Consider the following 18,900-nt stretch of genomic DNA (forward strand, 5'->3'; position numbering starts at 1 on the left):
GACCACGATCTAAGGGATCCGCCGGGCGGTCGGCCCTCCGCTTCCCGGAGGCCGCCCGATCTGGCAGCATGGCCCGACACAGCCGTTCAGACGAGGTTCCCGATGCCCGCTGCCGAGTCCGCGCCCGCGCGCCGATCCGAAGCCTTCGCGAAACGGCGGCTGCCGGCGCTCGCGGGCGCCCTCCTGGCGCTCTCGGTCGGGACCGCCGCGCTCCCCTCCGCGGCCCTCGCCAGGGCCCCCGAATCCCTCGCCGACCTCACCGAGCAGGTCACCGACGCGGTGGTGAACATCTCGGCCTCGACGACGGTGGAGACCCGCGGCCGCACCCTGCCGCAGCTGCCCCCCGGCACCCCCTTCGAGGACCTGTTCGAGGATTTCTTCAACCGGCGGGGCGGCGGCGATCAGCCGCGCCAGCCGCGCAAGTCGAACTCGCTCGGCTCCGGCTTCATCATCGACGCCTCCGGCATCGTGGTGACGAACAACCACGTGATCGGCGACGCCAACGACATCCAGGTCATCCTGCACGACGGCCGCAAGCTGAAGGCGGAGATCGTCGGCAAGGATTCCAAGACCGACATCGCGGTGCTGCGGGTCAAGCCGGAGGCGGACCGGCCGCTCAAGGCGGTGCCGCTCGGCGATTCCGAGAAGATGCGGCCGGGCGACTGGGTGATCGCGATCGGCAACCCGTTCGGCCTCGGCGGCTCGGTCTCGGCCGGCATCGTCTCGGCGCGCGGCCGCAACATCGATTCGGGGCCCTACGACAACTACATCCAGACCGACGCGGCCATCAACAAGGGCAATTCGGGCGGTCCGCTGTTCAACATGAGCGGCGAGGTGATCGGCATCAACACGGCGATCCTGTCGCCGACCGGCGGCTCGGTCGGCATCGGCTTCGCGGTCCCGACCGCGACGGCGGCCCCGGTGATCGAGCAGCTGCGCCAGTACGGCGAGACCCGCCGCGGCTGGCTCGGCGTGCGGATCCAGAACGTCGACGACACCACCGCCGAGGCGCTCGGCCTCAAGGGCGGCGCCCGCGGCGCGCTGATCGCCGGCATCGACGAGAAGGGCCCGGCCAAGACCGCCGGCTTCGAGGTCGGCGACGTGATCGTGAAGTTCAACGGCGTCGAGGTGAAGTCGTCGAGCGACCTGCCCCGCATCGTGGCGACGACGCCGGTCGGCAAGACCGTGGACGTGCTCACGATCCGCAAGGGCGCGGAGCAGACGCGGCCGGTCACCCTCGGGCGGCTGGAGGACAACGACAAGCCCCAGCCCGCCGCCCTCAACCGGCCCCAGCCCGAGGCCGACGTGACGCGCCAGGCCCTCGGCCTCAACCTGACCGGCCTCTCCGAGGAGGCGCGGCGGCGCTTCAACATCAAGGACGGGCTGAAGGGGGTGGTGGTCACCCGCGTCGACCCGAACTCGAACGCGGCCGACAAGCGCATCCAGGCCGGCGACCTCATCGTCGAGGTCGGCCAGGAGCCGGTGAACTCACCCTCGGACGTCACCCGCCGCCTGGATCAGATCAAGAAGGAGGGCCGCAAATCCGCCCTGCTGCTGGTCTCGAACGCCCAGGGCGAGGTGCGGTTCGTGGCGCTGAGCCTCGAATAGGAACGCCCGGTCACCCGCCGGAGAGGCTCCGGCGGGCGACCCGGTGCCGCGACGGCGCCGGACCGAGGCACGTCCCGCGCGCCCCGCCCGGCTCCCTCACCGGGCCGGGGCGATGATGCCGGGGGTCACCGGCGGCGGCGGCAGCGTCTGCTCGCGGCGGATCTGGCCCTGCAGCTGGTTCGTCTCGAACCGGTTCTGCTGCTGGATGTCGCGCGATTCGCTGCGATAGTTCATCGAGTTGTTGAGACCCTCGACCGTGCGCTCGGCACGGGTGGTGCCGCGCTGGTTCTGGGCCAGGGCGGGGCTCGCCGCCAGGGCGGCCGCGAGGATCAGCAGGGTATGGACGCGCATGGGAACACCCCGAGGCTGTGAACGGTCACGGATATAGGCGATGGGGGGACGCGCCGGGACGGTCTCGGGTTCCCCGCGACCCTGCGGCGCTGCGCCACCGTCCGGCCCCCTCGCCGGCCCCCTCGCCGGCCCCCTCGCCGGCCCACCCTCGACGCCGTTCGCGTTTTGGTCCAGTGAAGAATCCATGACTCGCGATGCCGCCGGGGCCGAGGCGCCCGCCCCCACCTCGATCGCAGCCCGCGCGAGGGCCGCCGTGGCGCCTCCCGGGGCGGCCTATCTCGACGGGCTCAATCCGGAGCAGCGCCGCGCCGTCGAGGCGACGGAGGGGCCCGTCCTGGTCCTGGCCGGCGCGGGCACCGGCAAGACGCGGGTGCTGACCACGCGCATCGCCCACCTGATCGCCATCGGCCGCGCCCGGCCCTTCGACATCCTGGCCGTGACCTTCACCAACAAGGCCGCGCGGGAGATGAAGGAGCGCATCGGCGGCCTGATCGGCGCGGCCGGCGAGGGCATGCCCTGGCTCGGCACGTTCCACGCGATCGGCACCAAGATCCTGCGCCGCCACGCGGAGCTGGTCGGGCTGCGATCCGACTTCACCATCCTGGGCACCGACGACCAGCTGCGCCTGCTCAAGCAGGTGATCGAGGCGGCGGGCATCGACGAGAAGCGCTGGCCCGCCCGCGGCCTCGCCCAGGCGATCGACGGCTGGAAGAACCGCGGCCTCGCCCCCGACCAGGTGCCGGCCGGCGAGGCCGGCGCCTTCGGCTTCGGCAAGGGCGGGCCGCTCTACGCCGCCTATCAGGAGCGCCTCGCCACCCTCAACGCGGTCGATTTCGGCGACCTGCTCCTGCTCTGCCTCAAGCTCTGGCGCGAGAATCCCGACATCCTGGCGAGCTACCAGGACCGCTTCCGCTACATCCTGGTCGACGAGTACCAGGACACCAACGTGGCGCAGTATCTCTGGCTGCGGCTCCTGGCCCAGGGCCGCCGCAACGTCTGCTGCGTGGGCGACGACGACCAGTCGATCTACGGCTGGCGCGGCGCCGAGGTCGACAACATCCTGCGCTTCGAGCACGATTTCCCGGGCGCCGTGGTGGTGCGGCTGGAGCGCAACTACCGCTCGACGGGCCACATCCTGGCCGCGGCGGCGACGCTGATCGCCCACAACGAGGGGCGGCTCGGCAAGACCCTGCGCACGGAGGCCGGCGCGGGCGAGCCCGTCACGGTGACGGGCGCCTGGGATTCCGAGGAGGAGGCGCGCCTCATCGGGGAGACCATCGAGGGCCTGCAGCGGCAGGAGCATCCCCTGGCGCAGATCGCCGTGCTGGTGCGCACCTCCGCCCAGATGCGCGAGGTCGAGGACCGCTTCGTCCAGCTCGGCCTGCCCTACCGGGTGATCGGCGGCCCGCGCTTCTACGAGCGGGCCGAGGTGCGCGACGCGCTCGGCTACCTGCGCCTGACCGCCAACGGGGCGGACGACCTCGCCTTCGAGCGCATCGTCAATACGCCCAAGCGCGGGCTCGGCGACGCCACCCTGCAGGCCCTCCACGGTGTCGCGCGGCGGCGCGCGGTGCCGCTCCTGCACGCGGCCCGGCTGATCGTCGAGACGGAGGAGCTGAAGCCCAAGCCCCGCTCGACCCTGCGGGCCCTGGTGCAGTGCTTCGACCGCTGGGCGAAGCTCCTGGAGGGGCGGCCCCACGCCGAGGTGGCCCAGACCATCCTGGAGGAATCCGGCTACACCGAGATGTGGCAGAAGGAGCGCACCGCCGACGCCGCCGGCCGGCTGGAGAACCTCAAGGAACTGGTGCGCTCGCTGGAGGAGTTCCCCGACCTGCCGGCCTTCCTGGAGCACATCGCGCTGGTGATGGACGCCAACGAGGCGGAGGGCGGCGACCGCGTCAGCCTGATGACGCTGCACGCCGCCAAGGGGCTCGAATTCGACACGGTCTTCCTGCCGGGCTGGGAGGACGGGCTGTTTCCCAACCAGCGCGCCCTCGACGAGAGCGGCCGGGCCGGGCTGGAGGAGGAGCGGCGCCTCGCCCATGTCGGGCTCACCCGGGCCCGCAAGCGCGCCAAGATCTCCTTCGCGGTCAACCGCCGCATCCACGGCCTGTGGTCCTCGACCATGCCGAGCCGCTTCATCGACGAATTGCCCGAGGCGAGCGTGAGCGTGATCGAGGCGCCGGCGAACTTCTCCCACGGCCCCTCGCGCTTCGACCGGCAGGCGACGCCCTTCGGCTCCTCCTACGCGACCCCCGGCTGGCAGCGCGCCCAGGCCGCCACGGCCGGACAGGAGCGCTTCGGCGGCCAGGGCCGCCCGGGCGAGCCCCGCTTCGGCGAGGGCCGCGGCGCGCGCGGCGCCCCCAGGCAGATCGAGGGAACGCTGGTGGCGAAGTCGACCGGCACTGCGTCAGACTACGTAGCGGGCGCGCGCGTCTTCCACACGAAGTTCGGCCCCGGCTCGGTCGCGGCGGTCGACGGCAACAAGCTCACGGTTGACTTCGACAAGGCCGGCCGGAAGATGGTCCTCGACAGTTTCGTCCAGCCGACCTGACTCGGCGGGCCGCTGTCCCCGCGTCACGCCGGCGGAGGGTGCGATCTCGCAGGAGCCGACATCCGGGACGGCGCACGCGACAGCGTGCGCGACCCCGCCGCGGAGCCGGCCGCGAGCCCCGTCGCTGTGTGGTTTGAGACACAGACCGAACCCTAATCTTCGCGCCCGCGAAAACCGTCCTGTGCGGCGCGGCGCGGGAATTGCTGGTCAACCTCTGTCGGCATACCGTTGCGGGAGATCCAGGCGGACTTGTCCACCGCCTGCGTCGATCGGACGTGGAACCCGTCCGGACCCGCGGATTTGACGTGCTGTTGGCGCAACGAGGAGGTCGAGGGACACGAGAGGGCAGATCACATCGCGGCACCGCAAGTCCAGTGGGAGTGTTGATCTATGAAGAGACGACGCGCACGACTTGAACTGGTCGATGACCGCCCGATCCGGATGCCGCGCACCCGGTTCGAGGAGGAGCGCAATGCGCCGCCGATTCAACCCATGACGGCCCGCCAGGCCGAGTATCTCGAAGCCCTCGGTTCCCACGCACAAGTCATCGTTCTCGGGCCGGCCGGCACCGGCAAGACCTACATCGCCGGCACCCGCGCCGCGGACCTCCTCCGCCAGCGCCGCATCGCCAAGGTGGTGATCACCCGGCCCAACGTCCCCTCGGGACGCTCCCTCGGCTACTTTCCCGGCAGTCTCGAAGAGAAGATCGCGCCCTGGGTCGCTCCGCTCACGGAGACGATGAAGGAGCGGATGGGCGCGGGCGCCTTCGACATCGCGCTCAAGTCCGGCGACATCGAGATCGTGCCCTTCGAGGTCATGCGCGGCCGCACTTTCAAGAACTGCCTCGTGATCCTGGACGAGGCCCAGAACACCACCCCGGCCGAGATCAAGATGTTCCTGACACGCATCGGCGACGATTGCCAGGTCATCATCAACGGCGACGTCTCCCAGACCGACCTGCGGGAGACGTCGGGCTTGCGGACCGTGATCCACCTCGTGAAGAGCCGGCTGATGCCGATCCCGATCGTGGAGTTCGGGCTGGAGGACATCGTCCGCTCGGGGATCTGCGCCGAATGGGTGCGGGCCTTCGAGGAGGCGCGTCTCTGACCGCGTGATCCCCGGCGCCGCGGGGGTCCGCGGCGCCGGGGATCGTGGGGCGGCCGGATCAGGCGCAGATGCGGTTCGCGACGGCCTGCGCCTGAGGGATCCAGCCGTCGAGGTCGACCGCGGCGGCGTCGGCCCGCAGAGCCGCCAAGCGCTCGGGCTCGGAGACGAGGCCGCGAAGGGCCGCACGCACGGCCGCGGCCCCGCCCGCGAGCGGGATCTCCGCCACGCCGGGCAGCGCCCGGACGCTGTCCATGGCCGGGATGTCCGACACCAGGCAGGGGACGCCGAGGCTCAGGAATTCGAGCACGGAGCCCGGGATGCCCTCGGCCCGCGAGAACAGGTAGCCCAGGGCGCAATCCGACATGATCGCGACGATCCTGTCGATCTCCCCAGCCTTGTCGATGTAGCCGTGTGCCGTCAGGAAGGGCCGCGCCGGAAGGGTCGCCGCGTCCGGCCCGATCGCGTGGACATGCACCCGTTCGGACAGGAGCGGGTCGCCGTCGATCGCCTCGATCAGGTCGAACAGCCCCTTGCGCTCGGCATCCGCGCCCACGAACCCGACCCGCAGGGGGCTGCCCGGGATTGGCGCGCGGGACGGCCGGCGCTCCTCGGCGAGCCTGCGCGGCATGTTCAGGCCCCGGCCGATCACGTGGATCTTCCCGGCATCGACCCGGTAGCGCTCGACGAGCTGATCGGCCACCCAGTCGTTGAACACGAAGATCGAGTCGCACTCCTGGTAGGACCGGGTCTCCTGCCCGATGATACGGCTCTTCACCCGATCGGGGGCATCCTTGAACTGGCTGTACTCGAAGTATTGCGTCAGCGTCATGTCGATGAGCAGTGAGACGTGACTGAACGCGCGCAGATACTTGTCCCTGCGGGGCGTGATTGGCGGGAAGGAGACCAGCACGTCGCCCTGGTTCGGCCGGTCGTTGGCGGCCAGGAAGTTGGCCTCTTGAAACTCCCGCGCCATGAAAAAGTACTTGCGCGGATCGACCCCCATCCGCGCGCCGAAGACCAGGGTGGGCAGGTAGAGGTCGCGGTAGCTGCGGATCGGCAGCGCGACGACGCGTTCCGCACCCAGCACGGCCCTGAGGCTCTCGCCGAAGTAGTAGGACGAGCCCGAGAAGTTCTTGGGGTCATCCGCCCCGGTGATGAACACGCGACGCGTGGGCGACATTCGCTGATCCTCGTGCTGCGAACGAGAGCGGTGCGGCTCCCGGTGGCGCTCCCGGCCGGAGGCCGGGCCGGGAGGACCACCGATCACGGCGGTCCGGCTCACGACAGGCCGTAGCGGCTGCGGCTGCGCTGCACCGGCCCGCCCGCCCCGAAGCTCGACCGGATGCGCCGGCCGAGCGCGAGCTTCAGATCCTCGATGACGTGGCTGACCCGCGGCACGCCCAGCATGCCCCGCTCGAGTTCGGCGGGATGCACGACGTCGAGGGGAAGGCCGCCGCCCCGCAGATGGGCGCGGGCCGTCTCGGCCCCGGCGTGCCGCGCGTAGACGAGCATGTTCTGCCGGTACCAGGCCTCGACGCGGCCGTCGTTCCAGAGGGCCGGGCGGAACAGGTCGAACGCCTCGTATCCCTCCCGCGCGAAGAGGTCGGCCCACCAGCTCTGCCACTGGCAGTTGATGTGGCCGATGCCGCCCTGGTATGGGATCGCCGCGGAGAATAGGACCACGTCGGCCGCGTTCGAGAGCGAACGCACCAGGACCGGAGCCTTGTCGGTGGGCAGATGCTCCCCGACCTCGAGGCTCATGGCGAGGTCGAACCGGCGATCGAAGGTGATCTCGGTGGTGAGGTCCCGGGGAGTGAAGTGCTCCTGGGCGATCTCGAGGTCGTCGCGCGACACGTAATCCCCGTCGATGCCGGCCACGTCGGCGACGCCGGCCTGCGAGAACGCCTTCAGCCAGGTCCCGACCCCGCATCCGAGGTCGAGGACCGAGCGCGGCGCGAATATCGCGCAGACCATCGGGGCGACGATCAGGGCGGAATTCAAGGAGCCCGAACGTTGCTCGCCGTAGAAAGAGCGGTCGTAGAGATCTTGCATGCCTTCTCCTCCATGCCGGGGCACGATGGCAATGTGCGCCGGCCCTCGCGTCAATCCTCCCCCGCGCCCCCGCCCGATCAGGCGTAGAAGCTGACCGCCTTCGACAGCACGCGGCCGAAGGGCCGCGGCAGGATTCCAATCTCCGCCCGCAGCATCGCGAGATCGGCCTTGGTGATGCAGCCGAAGAGCTTGAGGGCGAAGCCGTACGAGACGATGCCGGCCACGATGGCGAGCCCGACGGAGGCCGGGCCCGGGACGGCGCGGATGACGGCGTGCGCCACGGCCGCGCAGAGCAGCGAGGACGCCACGATGCGCGCCAGATCCGCCATCGGGGCCGGAGCCTTCAGCACCCGATGGGCGTAGAGGAGCAGCAGGGCGGCGCCGCAGAGCTGGACGGCGGCGCGCGTCAGCGCCGCGCCGATCACCCCATAGACCGGCACGACGAGGAGCCCCGACAGGACGATGCTGAGGGCACCGGCGGCCCCGACGCCGAGGTTGAAGCCGTTGCGCTCGCTGGCATTCATGTAGATCTGCGCCACCGAGGTCACGGCCCCGATGGCGGAGGCGCCCACCAGGATCGCGGCCGGGAGGGCCGCGTCGGCGAATTGAGAGCCGTAGACCAGGGGGATGAAGGCGGGGGCGATGGCGGCGGTGCCGAAACAGGCCGGGACCACCATCATGGCGAGGAAGCGCATGCCGCTGCGGTAGAGGGCGGCGGCCCGCTCGTGCTCCCCCATGGCGATCTGCTGCGAGAGATGCGGCAGCAGCGTGCCGGTCAGCAGGAGCGGCGCCTGGACGGCGAGGTTGGAGAGGGTCACGCAGATCGAGAACAGCGCGACCTCGCTGCTGCCCCAGCTGCGCTCGAGGAAGAAGATCTCGGTCCGCGTCGAGACCACCGAGGCGAGGAGATAGCTGGTCCAGGTCGAACCGCAATAGCGGGCGATCCTGGCGCGCAGGGCCGGGGCGACCGGGGCGCCCCGGCGCAGGCCGGAGGCGAGGAAGACCGCCGGGCACAGACCGATCAGGACGCTCCCGGCGAGGGCGCCGGCCACGCCGAAGAGCCATGAACCGATGCCCGCGGCGGCGACCTGGATGACGGCGGTGGCGAGCATGATGCGCGCCATCCGGCCGAATTCCTGGCGCCCGCGCAGGAGCCCGACCACGAAGTTGCCGGCGCCCTGGCCCACGAAGGCGGCGGCGACGAGCAGCCAGAAGAGCGGGTTGGCGAGGTAGCCGACGGTCCCGATCGGTCCGACGTGCAGGTGGTCCTTCCAGAGCGGCGCCGAGGCGCTGAGCAGGACCGCCACCCCGGCGGCCATCAGCAGGGCGTAGCGGCCGAAGAGATAGCGCGCCAGTCCGTCCGCTGCCGCGCCGTTCTCCTGCCGCCGCAGGTCCGGCAGGTAGCGGGCGAGGGCGCCGGGGATGCCCAGATCCGCGACCAGGACCGAGAGGCCGACCAGCCACATGCCGTACGTGAAGACGCCGAGGCCCTCGCGCCCGAGGACGCGCGCCACGATGATCGTGCTCAGCGTCCCGCCGATCACGATCGAGCCGGTCGCGACCGCGTTGGTCACGGATTGTCGTGCGAGACTCGCCATGGTCCCCTACATGTAGGCCCTGAGCAGGGCCATCTGCGGCTTGTCGCCCTCTTTGCCGGGCTCGATGCTGAACGCGTAATCGCCCCACCACGGTCCGCCGGCCCAGTAGGCGTAGGCCTGCCAGACATCCGTGTGGGCGGCCACGAAGGAGAGGAGCGCCCGCGCCTCGGCCTCGCCCGCGGGCAGGGCGAAGCCGAACTCGCCCAGGAAGGCCTTGGCGCCGCGCCGCCGGGCCCAGTCCGTGAAGGCAGCGAGCCGGGTCGCGCCGGCGCCCGGGGCGTAATCCTGCGGGTTCGAGCCCGAATTGTCCCGGTCGAGGTACTGGTGGACCTCGAAGAGGAAGTGCGGGTCCTGGAAATCCTCGAAGGCCGCGGCGTTGCCGTCCGACACCCAGGAATGGGCGCCGCTCCAGCCGGCGCCGGGGACCATCAGGAGCTGCCGCGAGCCGCCGTCGCGGATGGCCTTGACGAGGGCGTCGACGACCGGGCGCCAGGCGGGCGGCGCGAAGGCCACCGGCTCGTTCATGAGGCCGTAGGCCACCGACGGCTCGTCCCGGAACCGCGCGGCGAGCCGCGACCAGAGATTGGTGAGGTCCCGCGCCTCGATCGGCTTTCCGTCGCGCTTGCCGAAATTGTGCGCGTCGAGGACCACCAGGAGCCCGGCGGCCTTGGCCGCGCGCACGCAGCGCGCGAGTTCGTCCGCGTCCCGGACCGAGAGGGCGCCGAGGGGCTCCGGCTGCACCCGCTCGATCTTGAACGGGATCCGCACGAGCTTCATGCCGCGCCCGGCGTAGTAGGCGAAACTCTCGTTCGGCGGGTAGATGTAGCCCTGGCCGAGGGGGCGGCCGATGTCGCCGAACTCCCCGCCCGACAGGTTGACGCCGGGGTAGCGGACCGCCCCGCCGGCCCGCGCCGGGCCCGCCCCCATCCCGGCCGCCGCGGCGACGCCGCCGGCGAGGGCGGCCAGGAAGGCGCCGCGGGTGATCGCGGCGGGAAGCGGTCGCGCCCGCCTCGTCGCCTCAGAGGGCATTGGGATCCCTCACGAGCGCGATCGGCGTGCGCAGCATGATCGCGAAGTCGAGGAGCAGGGACCAGCGCCGGATATAGGCCCGGTCGTGGGCGATGCGCCGGGCGATCTTGTCGTGGGTGTCGGTCGGGCCGCGGTAGCCGCTGATCTGGGCCAGGCCGGTGAGGCCCGGGCGCACCAGGAAACGGTCCTCGTAGTGCGAGACGACCGGCGCGTAGGCGTCGTCCATGGCGACGGCGTGCGGCCGCGGCCCGACGAGCGACATGTCGCCGACGAGCACGTTGATGAGCTGGGGCGCCTCGTCGAGGCTGGAGCGCCGCAGGAAGCGCCCGATCCGCGTCACCCGAGCGTCGTTCGCGGCGGCCTGCCGGAAGGCCCCGCTCGCTTCGAGCACCGTCATGGTGCGGAACTTGAAGATCAGGAACGGCCGCCGCTGCACGCCGTAGCGGCGCTGGCGGAAGAAGACCGGGCCGGGCGTCTCCGCCTTGATCAGGATGGCCACGGCGACGAAGACCGGCAGGAGGAACACCAGCGCGGCGAGCGCGACGGCGATGTCGGTCGCGCGCTTGGCCAGCGCCACGTTGATGAGGCCGGCGCGCCGGCAGAGGGGCCGGGCCGGGTCGATCGCGCGCCGTGGGAGCCCCGCGGCACCGTCCTCGAGGCGCTGCTCCCGATATTGGAACTCGACTGCAATCCCCCTTGGCATTGATCGTCTCTCCTCGTGGCGCGGCGGACGGCGCGTCCAGGCGCCTTGGGGCGCCTGCGGCGCGGTGCTGCGCACCGGCTTCTGGGTTGATGCGGGAGGTGTGGCGTTCCGGAGCGGCATCGGTCTCGCCGGGCGATCGGTCAGCGGCCGTGGACTTCGGGGCGGAGCGGCGCGGCCGGGCGGGCGGACCGCTCCGGCGGCGCGAGCGCGCCTCGCGTGGCGGGGCTCATCGATGGCGTTCCACCTCGATGGCGCGTGAGGGGGGCAGGGTGCGGTCCGACCGGGCGAAGTCGGCGGCGGCGATCCAGAGGAAGCGCCAGGAGGCGACGAAGTAGCGGTGGAACAGCCGACGCGGCTCCTGGGCCACGCGCCACGCCCATTCGAGGCCGGTCCGCTGGAGGACGACCGGGGCGCGCCGCTTGGTCCCGCTGTAGAAGTCGAGGCCGGCGCCGACGTTGAGCACGTAGCAGTCGCCGAGGGCGCCGCGGTAGCGGTGGCTCCAGATCTCGCATTTCGGCGAGCCGAGGCCGAGGAACAGGTGGGTGGCGCGGTGGGCCCGGATCGCCCCCGCGAGGGCGTCCGAATAGGCCGCGTCGGTCTCGAAACCGAAGGGCGGCACCCGGAAGGCGAGCTGCTCGCGCGAGAAGCCGCGGGCGAGGAGCAGGGCCTCGATCCGCGCGGCGGTCTCCTCCGAGGAGGCCACGAAGAAGCAGCGGTGCCGGGCCGGGGAGAGCATCGTCATCAGCCGCGCGAACAGGTCCGCGCCGGTGAGCCGGCCGGGCAGCTTCGCCCCGCGCAGCCTCGCGTAGAGGTAGACCGGCATCCCGTCGGCGGTGACGATCCAGGCGCGGCGATAGGCTTCCCGGAAGACGGTGTTGCGCGAGAGCTGGACGATGTGGTCGAGGTTGGCGGTGGCGACGATCCGCGGGCCCGCGCCGGCCGGAACCAGCGGGCCGGCCAGCTGCCGGGCGAGTTGCCCGTCGTCGAGCGGCGCGAAGGAGAGGCCGAAGGGCCTGGGCTGCGCGCCCGGCTCCCGCGCGGCGGCCCCGCGCGGCGGGGCCGCCGCGCGGGCGCGGGCCGGGGCGGCGTAGCCCCGCAGGGTGCCGAGCGCCCAGGCGAAGCGGTGGCGCGCGTCGTCCCGGCGGCCGCCGAGGAGGAGGAGCGCCCCGCGCCCGAAGGCCCGCAGCACGCGGTTGCCGACGTAGCCGGGTCCGAAACCGTGCAGGCGCAGCACCCGCCCGAAGCCCGGCGCGTAGCGGGCGGCCCGCGCGGCCGCGGCGGCCGGATTCGCCTCGGGCTGGTCGTGGCGGACGACCAGGCCGGGCTCGAAGCGGCAGGACGCGCCGAGAGCGAGGGCGCGCAGGATGAAGTCCGTCTCCTCGCCGGACTGGAACGGCGTCGCGGCGCCCACTCCCAGCGTCTCGTCGAATCCGCCGACGCGCTTGGCGAGGCCCCGACGCACGAACAGGCCGTTGGAATTGCCCGCCAGGAAGACGGTGTCGCGCGCGATCTCGGCCGGGACCGGCAGATGCGCGCTGACGGATTCGGCGCCCCCGGCATCGACCGTGCGCCCGCAGATCAGGTCCGGGCTTCCCGGGACGGAGAACAGGTCGGCGACCCGCGCGACGACCTCGGGGTCGTACCAGCAATCGTCGTCCGGAAAGCCCACCACGCTGCCGCGGGCGCAGGCCAGGCCGAGGTTGCGGGCCCGCGACAGGCCCCGCGCATCGGCGAGGTCGACGAGGTGCACGAGGGGCAGGTCGCGGAAGCGGGTGAGCAGGGCGCTGAGCGTGCCGGCCGGGTTCTGGTCGACGAGGAGGATCTCGAGGGGCCGGCGCGTCTGGCGGCGCAGGGAGGCGAGCAGCCTCTCCAGGGGTTCCAGCCGGCCCACCGTGCAGACGACGAGCGACACGGTCAGGTCCGTCTCGTCGCCCTTCTGGGCAATCGGATCAGTCAAGGCTCGTTCCTCTCGGGGCAGCAGGGTCGGGGCGCGGGCGTCCCGATCAGGCGGCTTGCGCGGGGCGGGCGAGGGAGGCGAGCGCCTCCTCGTAGCCGTGGCGGCGCAGGTAGGTGACGAAGGCGCTCCGCAGGGCCCGGGCCTTGGCCCGCGCCGCCTCGGGCTCGCCCCGCACCTGTCGCAGCTGGTGGGCCGCGTGGGCGATGTCCGGCTCGGCCCAGCGCGCCGCGCCGACCCCCGCATAGGCGGGATGCGGGTCGCTGAACGGCACCAGGGCGTAGTCGACCGGGTAGGACAGGGCCGGGTCGCAGAAATCGGTGTTGCCCGACCAGTGGGTGGCCACGACCGGCACGCGGGCGAGGATCGCCTCCGCGAGGGTCAGGCCGAAGCCCTCCGAGCGGTGGAGCGACAGGTAGGCGTCCGCCGAGGCCAGGAAGGCCTGCAGGCGCGGGCGCTCCCAGACCTCGTCGATCAGGCGGACGTTCGGCGCCCCCGCCATCTCGGCCAGGATCTGGGCGCGCTCGCGGGGGTAGCGGGCCCCGTCGCTGACCTTCAGCACCAGCTCGGCCCCCGGATCCTCGCCGAAGGCGGCCCGGAAGGCGCGCACCAGCGCGGTCGGGTTCTTGCGCGCGTAGGACGAGCCGAAATTGAAGATGCTCGCCACCCGGAAGCGGTCCCCCGGCGGCGGCGCGGCGGCCTCCCGCACCGGGACGGCGGCGTCGACCGGATGCGGCACCACGATCACCGGCTTGTCGGTGTGGGCCCGCAGGGCGGCCTGGCAGAAGCGGCTCGGCACCAGGATGGCGTCGACGAACCGGATCGCCGCGATCCACTCGGCCGGCAGGGTCTCCAGCTCCCAGGCCCAGTAGGCGATGCTGTAGGTGCCGGCGTGCCGGCGCAGGCCCGTCCGCACCACGCTCGGGAGGAGCATGGGCGGGTTGAGATGGTAGATGGCGAGGTCCGCTTGCGGGTCGGACTCGCCCGCCGGGTAGGCGATGCCGTCGTTGCTGTCGAACAGGCCCGCGACGTCGGCCGTCGAGAGCCGGTAGCCGGCCCCGGCCAGGCTGCCGAGGCAGAGCCGCGCCGATTCCCCGAGCCCGGAGGACGAGGACAGCAGGCCCACGACCCGCACCCGCGCGGCGGCCTCCGGAAAGGCGTGGCGAGCGACCGGCATCAGCCGCGGCAGCAGGTGGCGCCGGACCGCGCGGGCCACCGGCCGCACGGCCCGCCGCGCCGTGCGCAGGACGGGATGGGCGCTCATCGGGCGATCTCCAGCATGCCGGACCGCGGGGCCCGCCGCGCCCGCAGCGGGCCGACCGCGACCCTGGAGCGGTTGAGGACCACGCCCACGGACCGGTCGGCGATGCCCGGGCAGGTGGCGAAGACCCGCTCGACCGCATCGAGGCTGGTGCGGCCGGAGGCCAGCGTGAGGATGAAGCCGTCGATGACCTCGGCGATCGCCCTCGCGTCGACCGCGCAGAGGACCGCCGGGATGTCGATCACCACGTAGTCGTAGCGCCCGCGCGCCTCGGTCAGCAGGCGCCGCAGCCCGACCGAGGCCAGGATCTCGACCGGGTGGGCGGGCGGCGCGCCGACGCTCCCGGGCAGGAGGTCGAAGCCGAGCGGGGTCGGCACCACGCAGCGGGCGAGCGGGTGCTGCCGGCCCACCGCCTCGTCGAGGCCGATCGCCCCCTCGCCCGCGAATTGCGCCGAGAGGCCGCCGCCGTGCAGGTCGGCGTCGATCAGGAGCACGCGGGCCCGCATCTCGGCCGCCAGGGCCGCGAAATTGGCCGCCACCGTCGATTTCCCGTCGCGGTCGCAGGGAGAGACGACCCCGACCACCCGGCAGCTCTCGCGGCCGAGGGCGTGGTCGACGGCGATCTTGGCCGCGCGCAGGGTCTCGAGCGCCGCGGGCGAGGCGTCCGGGCCTGCGATGAGCAGCGGGATCCCGGCGGAAGGCCGCGCCCGTCGGCCCGGCAGAGGCAGGCGGCGCCCCTCGGTGGGCGGCAGGGGACCGAGGAAGGGCTGACCGAGGCCGGCGATCTGCGTCGGCCAGCGGATGCGCCGGTCGAACATCTCCCGCAGGAAGGCCGCCGCGATGCCCGCGGCGAGCCCGCCGGCGCTGGCCAGGAGCAGGACCAGGGTCGTCCGGGGCGAGGACTTGGCGAGCGGCGGCACCGCCGCACTCACCAGCCGCGCCTCCGTGACCGGCAGCGCCTGCTGCTGCAGGAAGGAGCTGACGCGCGAGACCCGGTTCTGCAGCGCCTCGAAGGTGGAGCGGGCGGCCTCGGCCGCGCGGGCGAGCTGCTGCTCGCGGCCGTTCGGGCCGGGATCCGTGCCCGCCGCGAGGTCGCCGAGGCGCCGCGCCAGCAGCCCGTCGCGGCGCTGGGCGAGACCGATCGCGGCCTGGCGGTCGTCCACGAGCCGGCGCAGCCGCGCGCGCAGGGCCTCGGCCTCGGCCGGGCTCGGCCCCGGGCCGGCCATCGCCGCCGCGAGGTGCGAGACCTCGGGGTCGTCGACCTCGTCGAGGCGCTTGCGGGTGGCGGCGGCGGTGTCCCCGCCCTCCAGGGCGGCCAGCGTCGCCTGGGCGGCGGCGAGGCCCGCGCGGCCCCGCTCCAGGCTCTCGGCCGCGGCGCGCCGCATCGCCTCGATCGAGGCGCGCTCCCAGGCGATGTCCGCCGCGCTCACGGGCTCGGCCCCGGGGCTCGACGCGCCGGCATGGGCCCGGAACTCCTTGAGGGCGCGCTCGGCCGCCTCGGCCTCGTCCCGCACTTCCTTCAGGCGCCGCTGCATCCAGTCGGTGGTGCGCTGGCTCGATTCCATCCGGCTGCTGAGCTGGTCCTGGATGTAGGCCTCCGCCACGGCGTTGGCGATCGCGGCCGACTTCTTCGGGTCCCGCGTGGTCGCGTTGATCTCGGCGAGGAAGCTGCGGCCGGTGCGGGTGATCTTGAGCGTGCGCTCGAGCGTCCCCGCCGCGACCTGGCGCAGGTCGGGCGGCTCCGCGGATCCGCTGCTGGCCTCCACCAGGGACAGGAGCCGGCCCTTGAGCGCGTCGAGGAGCGAGGGACCGCTGCCGACGAATTCGGGGTCGCCCTGGAGGCCGAGCTTGTCGACCACGTCGGTCGCGATCTTCCGGGACTTGAGGATCTCGATCTGGCTGTCCACCACGGCCGGATCGATGGTCGGCTCGGCGCTGACCTGGGCGGGGGAGGGGGGCGTCAGCTTGGTGTCGAGCACCAGGATGCCGGTCGCCATGAACAGCGGCGTCGCGGTCGCCAGGTAGGCGAGCGCGGCGGTGAGGCAGGCCACGAACACGCAAGCCGCCAGGATGCGGCGCCGGCGCAGAACGTCCAGGATCGCCGCCACGTCCCAGCGCTCATCGCGCTCCAGCCGGGGTGAGGCCGAGTCGACGTGCAGACGCAGCTGGTTCGGCTTTATGTTCATGGCCACCCTTGCGCGCTCGGTACTCGCAGGACGCGGCCGACCGGCCCTGCACAACAGCGGGAATTTTGCCGGCGATACGGCGTATCGGGCTGAAGCCCTGCGCAACTCGGCGGCTGATCTGCGCCGACTTGCTGGCGAGGTGTCGATTCGAGCAGATCTGCTTGGCGTACAGGTCGCAATGCCGGCCGCTTGCTGCCTCGAAAGGGTTAACACCGGTCGAACGGGTTTCACAACCCGCCGCGCCGGATTGGCGAAGCGTTGCCGTTCCGAATGCACGTTCCAGGCGAGCCGGCGGATTTTTTCCGGGAACCAAACGCCGTCTCGGTGCATGGCGAAGCGGCCCGGCCCGGCCGTTGGGGTTTTTGTTGCAACGCGAGAGGGTTCCCGGCCAGGGCGTTCGGGAGGTTGTGCGGCCCGTATCGGGCGGACAGTCCAGCCGGGACCCGGATCGACCCTCTCGTTGCCGGTTAAGACATGCTCAAAACGATGACCAGGGTTGTGATTTCAGCATGACGGGAGCGGCCGAAGGCGGCGCTCGGCGCGGCCGACCCGCCGGGCCGGTCGCACCGCCCCGGATCCGCGACGATTGGATTCGCAAGCCTTATCAGAGGGCGAAGCGGGCCCCGCCTTGCCCCACGGGGCGCAGCCTCGCGGCCTCTTTGCATTTTTCGCATGTCTGCTCTGCTTTGCAAGCATAATGCGCGCCGATGTCGGTGGCGGCGACCCGACATTTCGTGGAACAGGCCCGTTTCTTGCATTCTCTGAGAAGTACGGGTGCTGTCTCGCATAGGCGAAAGGCCGGGCCGCCGCATCCTCGGTGCTGCGTCTTCTTGAACTGGTCCAGCGGGGGCAGGGGAAGCCGCATACCTCTTGTGTCGCGCGGCATTTCTTGGAACGGTTCGGGGGGAAAGGGACTTCTAGCCCCGGTTCGCGGCGGGGGATGGCTTCGCCGTCTCTCGCCCTTCGGTTGTGCACTGCACAATCGAAGTTGTGACAGCCGCCGCGTCCGGTCGCTCCCCGCGGGCCGCCCGGACCCGTCCAGCATCAGGGTCGCCCGACGCGGGACCCGTCCGAACGAGGGATCCGGAATGCGACGAGGCCGGTCGCACGACCGCAGGAAGCCCGCCACGCGCCGCGAAAGGGAGTACCCCGCATGGTGAACCAGGCCCCGCGCCGCCCGTCCCGCACGAGGGCGGGCCTCGTCCTGGGGGCGGTCCTCGCCCTCGCGGCGCATCCCGCCGCGGCGGCCTACCTGATCGCGCCGGGCGACACGCTCTCGATCGAGGCGGTCGCGGTGCCCGAACTGAAGGCCAAGAGCGTCGTCAACGGCGACGGCGAGGTCACGGTGCCGCTGGTCGGCCAGGTCCCGGTCGCCGGGCTGAGCCTCGCCGAGGCGCGGGCGAAGATCCAGTCGCTCCTGCCGTCGAAGGAGATCCGCCGCCGCACCGACGACGGCCGGGAATTTCCGCTGATCCTCTCGGCCTCCGAGATCAACGTCGCGATCCTGGAATATCGACCGGTCTACCTGAACGGCGACGTGGCCAAGCCGGGCGAGCAGCCCTACCGGCCGGGCATGACCGTGCGCCAGACCGTGGCGCTGGCCGGGGGCTTCGACATCCTCCGCTTCAAGATGGACAACCCGTTCCTGCAGCTGTCGGACCTGCGCGACGCCTACAACACGGCCTGGATCGACTACGCCAAGGAGCAGCAGCGGCTCTCGCGCCTGCGGGCCGAGCTCGACGGCAAGGGGGAGCTCGACCGCAAGGCGGTGATCGAGACGCCCGTCGCGCCCTCCGTGGCGAAGGAGCTCTCGGAGGGCGAGCGCGCGATCCTGACGACGCGCAACGAGGACATCGCCAAGGAGAAGCGCTACCTGACCGAGGCCGCCGCCAAGGAGAACGAGCGGGCCTCGGTGCTCAGCGAGCAGGAGCGGCGCGAGAAGGAAGGCGTCCAGTCGGACACTGACGATCTCAAGCGCTACCAGGAATTGTTCGATCGCGGCAACGTGCCGATGCCGCGCCTCGTCGAGGCGCGCCGCACGGTCCTGCTCTCGGCCACCCGCGCCCTCCAGACCATGGCGGTCCTCGCCTCGGTCGAGCGCGAGAAGGGCGATCTCGGCCGCAAGCTCCAGCGGGTCGACGACACCCGGCGCCTCGAGGTGCTGCGCGAGATCCAGGACTCGACCGCCAAGCTGGCGGCGATCCGCAGCCGGCTCCAGGCGGTCAGCGAGAAGCTGCGCTACACCGGAATGGTCAAGTCCCAGCTGGTGCGCGGCTTCGACAGCCAGCCGCAGATCTCGATCTTCCGCAGGTCCGGCGGCAAGACGGCCCGGATCCCGGCGGATCACGACACCGAGCTGCAGCCCGGCGACGTGGTCGAGGTCGCCTTGCAGGCCGAGGAGCCGCCCGAGGTGCCGACCCGCTGACGCGGGTGCCGACCCGCTGACGCGGGTGCCGGCCCGCCGACGCGCGGGTCCCTCGCCGCCCCACCCGCCGGA

Annotated in this window: 13 protein-coding genes; 4 read left to right on the forward strand and 9 right to left on the reverse strand. The window is 72.2% G+C overall.

Annotated elements, in window-relative coordinates; all coding sequences use genetic code 11:
• Window positions 1-102 precede the first annotated feature (102 nt).
• The gene (locus MET2598_RS0122275) at window positions 103-1,608 is read left to right on the forward strand and encodes a DegQ family serine endoprotease (RefSeq protein ID WP_018262400.1); all 1,506 of its coding nucleotides are present in this window, start codon (window positions 103-105) and stop codon (window positions 1,606-1,608) included.
• A 96-nt stretch (window positions 1,609-1,704) separates the two neighbouring features.
• On the opposite strand, the gene MET2598_RS0122280 is transcribed toward MET2598_RS0122275, so the two are convergent.
• Window positions 1,705-1,959, reverse strand: coding sequence for a hypothetical protein (locus MET2598_RS0122280; RefSeq protein ID WP_018262401.1), 255 nt, complete (start codon window positions 1,957-1,959; stop codon window positions 1,705-1,707).
• A 184-nt stretch (window positions 1,960-2,143) separates the two neighbouring features.
• Between MET2598_RS0122280 and MET2598_RS0122285 the strand changes: the two genes are divergently transcribed.
• Together MET2598_RS0122285 and MET2598_RS0122290 are read left to right on the forward strand one after the other, a co-directional pair.
• Window positions 2,144-4,513 (forward strand): ATP-dependent helicase, encoded by a 2,370-nt coding sequence (locus MET2598_RS0122285; RefSeq protein WP_018262402.1) that lies wholly within the window; start codon window positions 2,144-2,146, stop codon window positions 4,511-4,513.
• Between the two features lie 390 nt (window positions 4,514-4,903).
• Window positions 4,904-5,620, forward strand: coding sequence for a PhoH family protein (locus MET2598_RS0122290; protein WP_012331028.1), 717 nt, complete (start codon window positions 4,904-4,906; stop codon window positions 5,618-5,620).
• A 58-nt stretch (window positions 5,621-5,678) separates the two neighbouring features.
• Here MET2598_RS0122290 and MET2598_RS0122295 read toward each other — a convergent pair whose 3' ends face one another.
• The 8 genes from MET2598_RS0122295 to MET2598_RS0122330 all read right to left on the reverse strand — a co-directional run bounded on the left by MET2598_RS0122295 (window position 5,679) and on the right by MET2598_RS0122330 (window position 16,403).
• Window positions 5,679-6,800: a glycosyltransferase family 4 protein gene (locus MET2598_RS0122295; protein ID WP_018262404.1), complete on the reverse strand. Its 1,122-nt coding sequence runs from the start codon at window positions 6,798-6,800 to the stop codon at window positions 5,679-5,681.
• 98 nt (window positions 6,801-6,898) lie between these two features.
• Complete coding sequence (locus MET2598_RS37125; protein WP_018262405.1) at window positions 6,899-7,672, reverse strand: class I SAM-dependent methyltransferase; 774 nt, start codon at window positions 7,670-7,672, stop codon at window positions 6,899-6,901.
• Window positions 7,673-7,749: 77 nt separating this feature from the next.
• Window positions 7,750-9,246: a lipopolysaccharide biosynthesis protein gene (locus MET2598_RS0122305; RefSeq protein ID WP_018262406.1), complete on the reverse strand. Its 1,497-nt coding sequence runs from the start codon at window positions 9,244-9,246 to the stop codon at window positions 7,750-7,752.
• A 30-nt stretch (window positions 9,247-9,276) separates the two neighbouring features.
• Complete coding sequence (locus MET2598_RS0122310) at window positions 9,277-10,299, reverse strand: glycoside hydrolase family 5 protein (RefSeq protein ID WP_018262407.1); 1,023 nt, start codon at window positions 10,297-10,299, stop codon at window positions 9,277-9,279.
• Window positions 10,289-11,002 carry a sugar transferase gene (locus MET2598_RS0122315; RefSeq protein ID WP_018262408.1) on the reverse strand — a complete coding sequence of 238 codons (714 nt, stop codon included), beginning with the start codon at window positions 11,000-11,002 and terminating at the stop codon, window positions 10,289-10,291. The genes MET2598_RS0122310 and MET2598_RS0122315 overlap by 11 nt, the downstream gene beginning before the upstream one ends.
• Window positions 11,003-11,228: 226 nt before the next feature.
• The gene (locus tag MET2598_RS0122320) at window positions 11,229-12,959 is read right to left on the reverse strand and encodes a WecB/TagA/CpsF family glycosyltransferase (RefSeq protein WP_018262409.1); all 1,731 of its coding nucleotides are present in this window, start codon (window positions 12,957-12,959) and stop codon (window positions 11,229-11,231) included.
• 46 nt (window positions 12,960-13,005) lie between these two features.
• Complete coding sequence (locus tag MET2598_RS0122325; RefSeq protein WP_018262410.1) at window positions 13,006-14,220, reverse strand: glycosyltransferase family 4 protein; 1,215 nt, start codon at window positions 14,218-14,220, stop codon at window positions 13,006-13,008.
• Entirely contained in the window at window positions 14,217-16,403 is a 2,187-nt protein-coding gene (locus MET2598_RS0122330) for a Wzz/FepE/Etk N-terminal domain-containing protein (RefSeq protein ID WP_018262411.1), read from the reverse strand. Before MET2598_RS0122330 ends, MET2598_RS0122325 begins: the two co-directional genes overlap by 4 nt.
• Before the next feature lie 1,153 nt (window positions 16,404-17,556).
• On the opposite strand from MET2598_RS0122330, the gene MET2598_RS0122335 reads away from it, so the two are divergent.
• Window positions 17,557-18,828, forward strand: a complete 1,272-nt coding sequence (locus MET2598_RS0122335; protein WP_018262412.1) for a polysaccharide biosynthesis/export family protein — start codon at window positions 17,557-17,559, stop codon at window positions 18,826-18,828.
• Window positions 18,829-18,900: the final 72 nt, after the last annotated feature.

Origin of the sequence: Methylobacterium sp. WSM2598, from assembly GCF_000379105.1 — a bacterium.
GTDB lineage: Bacteria > Pseudomonadota > Alphaproteobacteria > Rhizobiales > Beijerinckiaceae > Methylobacterium.

What these genes read in the sequence shown, in the direction of transcription:
- MET2598_RS0122275 (WP_018262400.1), top strand. Translation starts at nt 103, where the DNA reads ATGCCCGCTGCCGAGTCCGCGCCCGCGCGCCGATCCGAAGCCTTCGCG.
- MET2598_RS0122280 (WP_018262401.1), bottom strand. Translation starts at nt 1,959, where the DNA reads ATGCGCGTCCATACCCTGCTGATCCTCGCGGCCGCCCTGGCGGCGAGC.
- MET2598_RS0122285 (WP_018262402.1), top strand. Translation starts at nt 2,144, where the DNA reads ATGACTCGCGATGCCGCCGGGGCCGAGGCGCCCGCCCCCACCTCGATC.
- MET2598_RS0122290 (WP_012331028.1), top strand. Translation starts at nt 4,904, where the DNA reads ATGAAGAGACGACGCGCACGACTTGAACTGGTCGATGACCGCCCGATC.
- MET2598_RS0122295 (WP_018262404.1), bottom strand. Translation starts at nt 6,800, where the DNA reads ATGTCGCCCACGCGTCGCGTGTTCATCACCGGGGCGGATGACCCCAAG.
- MET2598_RS37125 (WP_018262405.1), bottom strand. Translation starts at nt 7,672, where the DNA reads ATGCAAGATCTCTACGACCGCTCTTTCTACGGCGAGCAACGTTCGGGC.
- MET2598_RS0122310 (WP_018262407.1), bottom strand. Translation starts at nt 10,299, where the DNA reads ATGCCCTCTGAGGCGACGAGGCGGGCGCGACCGCTTCCCGCCGCGATC.
- MET2598_RS0122315 (WP_018262408.1), bottom strand. Translation starts at nt 11,002, where the DNA reads ATGCCAAGGGGGATTGCAGTCGAGTTCCAATATCGGGAGCAGCGCCTC.
- MET2598_RS0122325 (WP_018262410.1), bottom strand. Translation starts at nt 14,220, where the DNA reads ATGAGCGCCCATCCCGTCCTGCGCACGGCGCGGCGGGCCGTGCGGCCG.
- MET2598_RS0122330 (WP_018262411.1), bottom strand. Translation starts at nt 16,403, where the DNA reads ATGAACATAAAGCCGAACCAGCTGCGTCTGCACGTCGACTCGGCCTCA.
- MET2598_RS0122335 (WP_018262412.1), top strand. Translation starts at nt 17,557, where the DNA reads ATGGTGAACCAGGCCCCGCGCCGCCCGTCCCGCACGAGGGCGGGCCTC.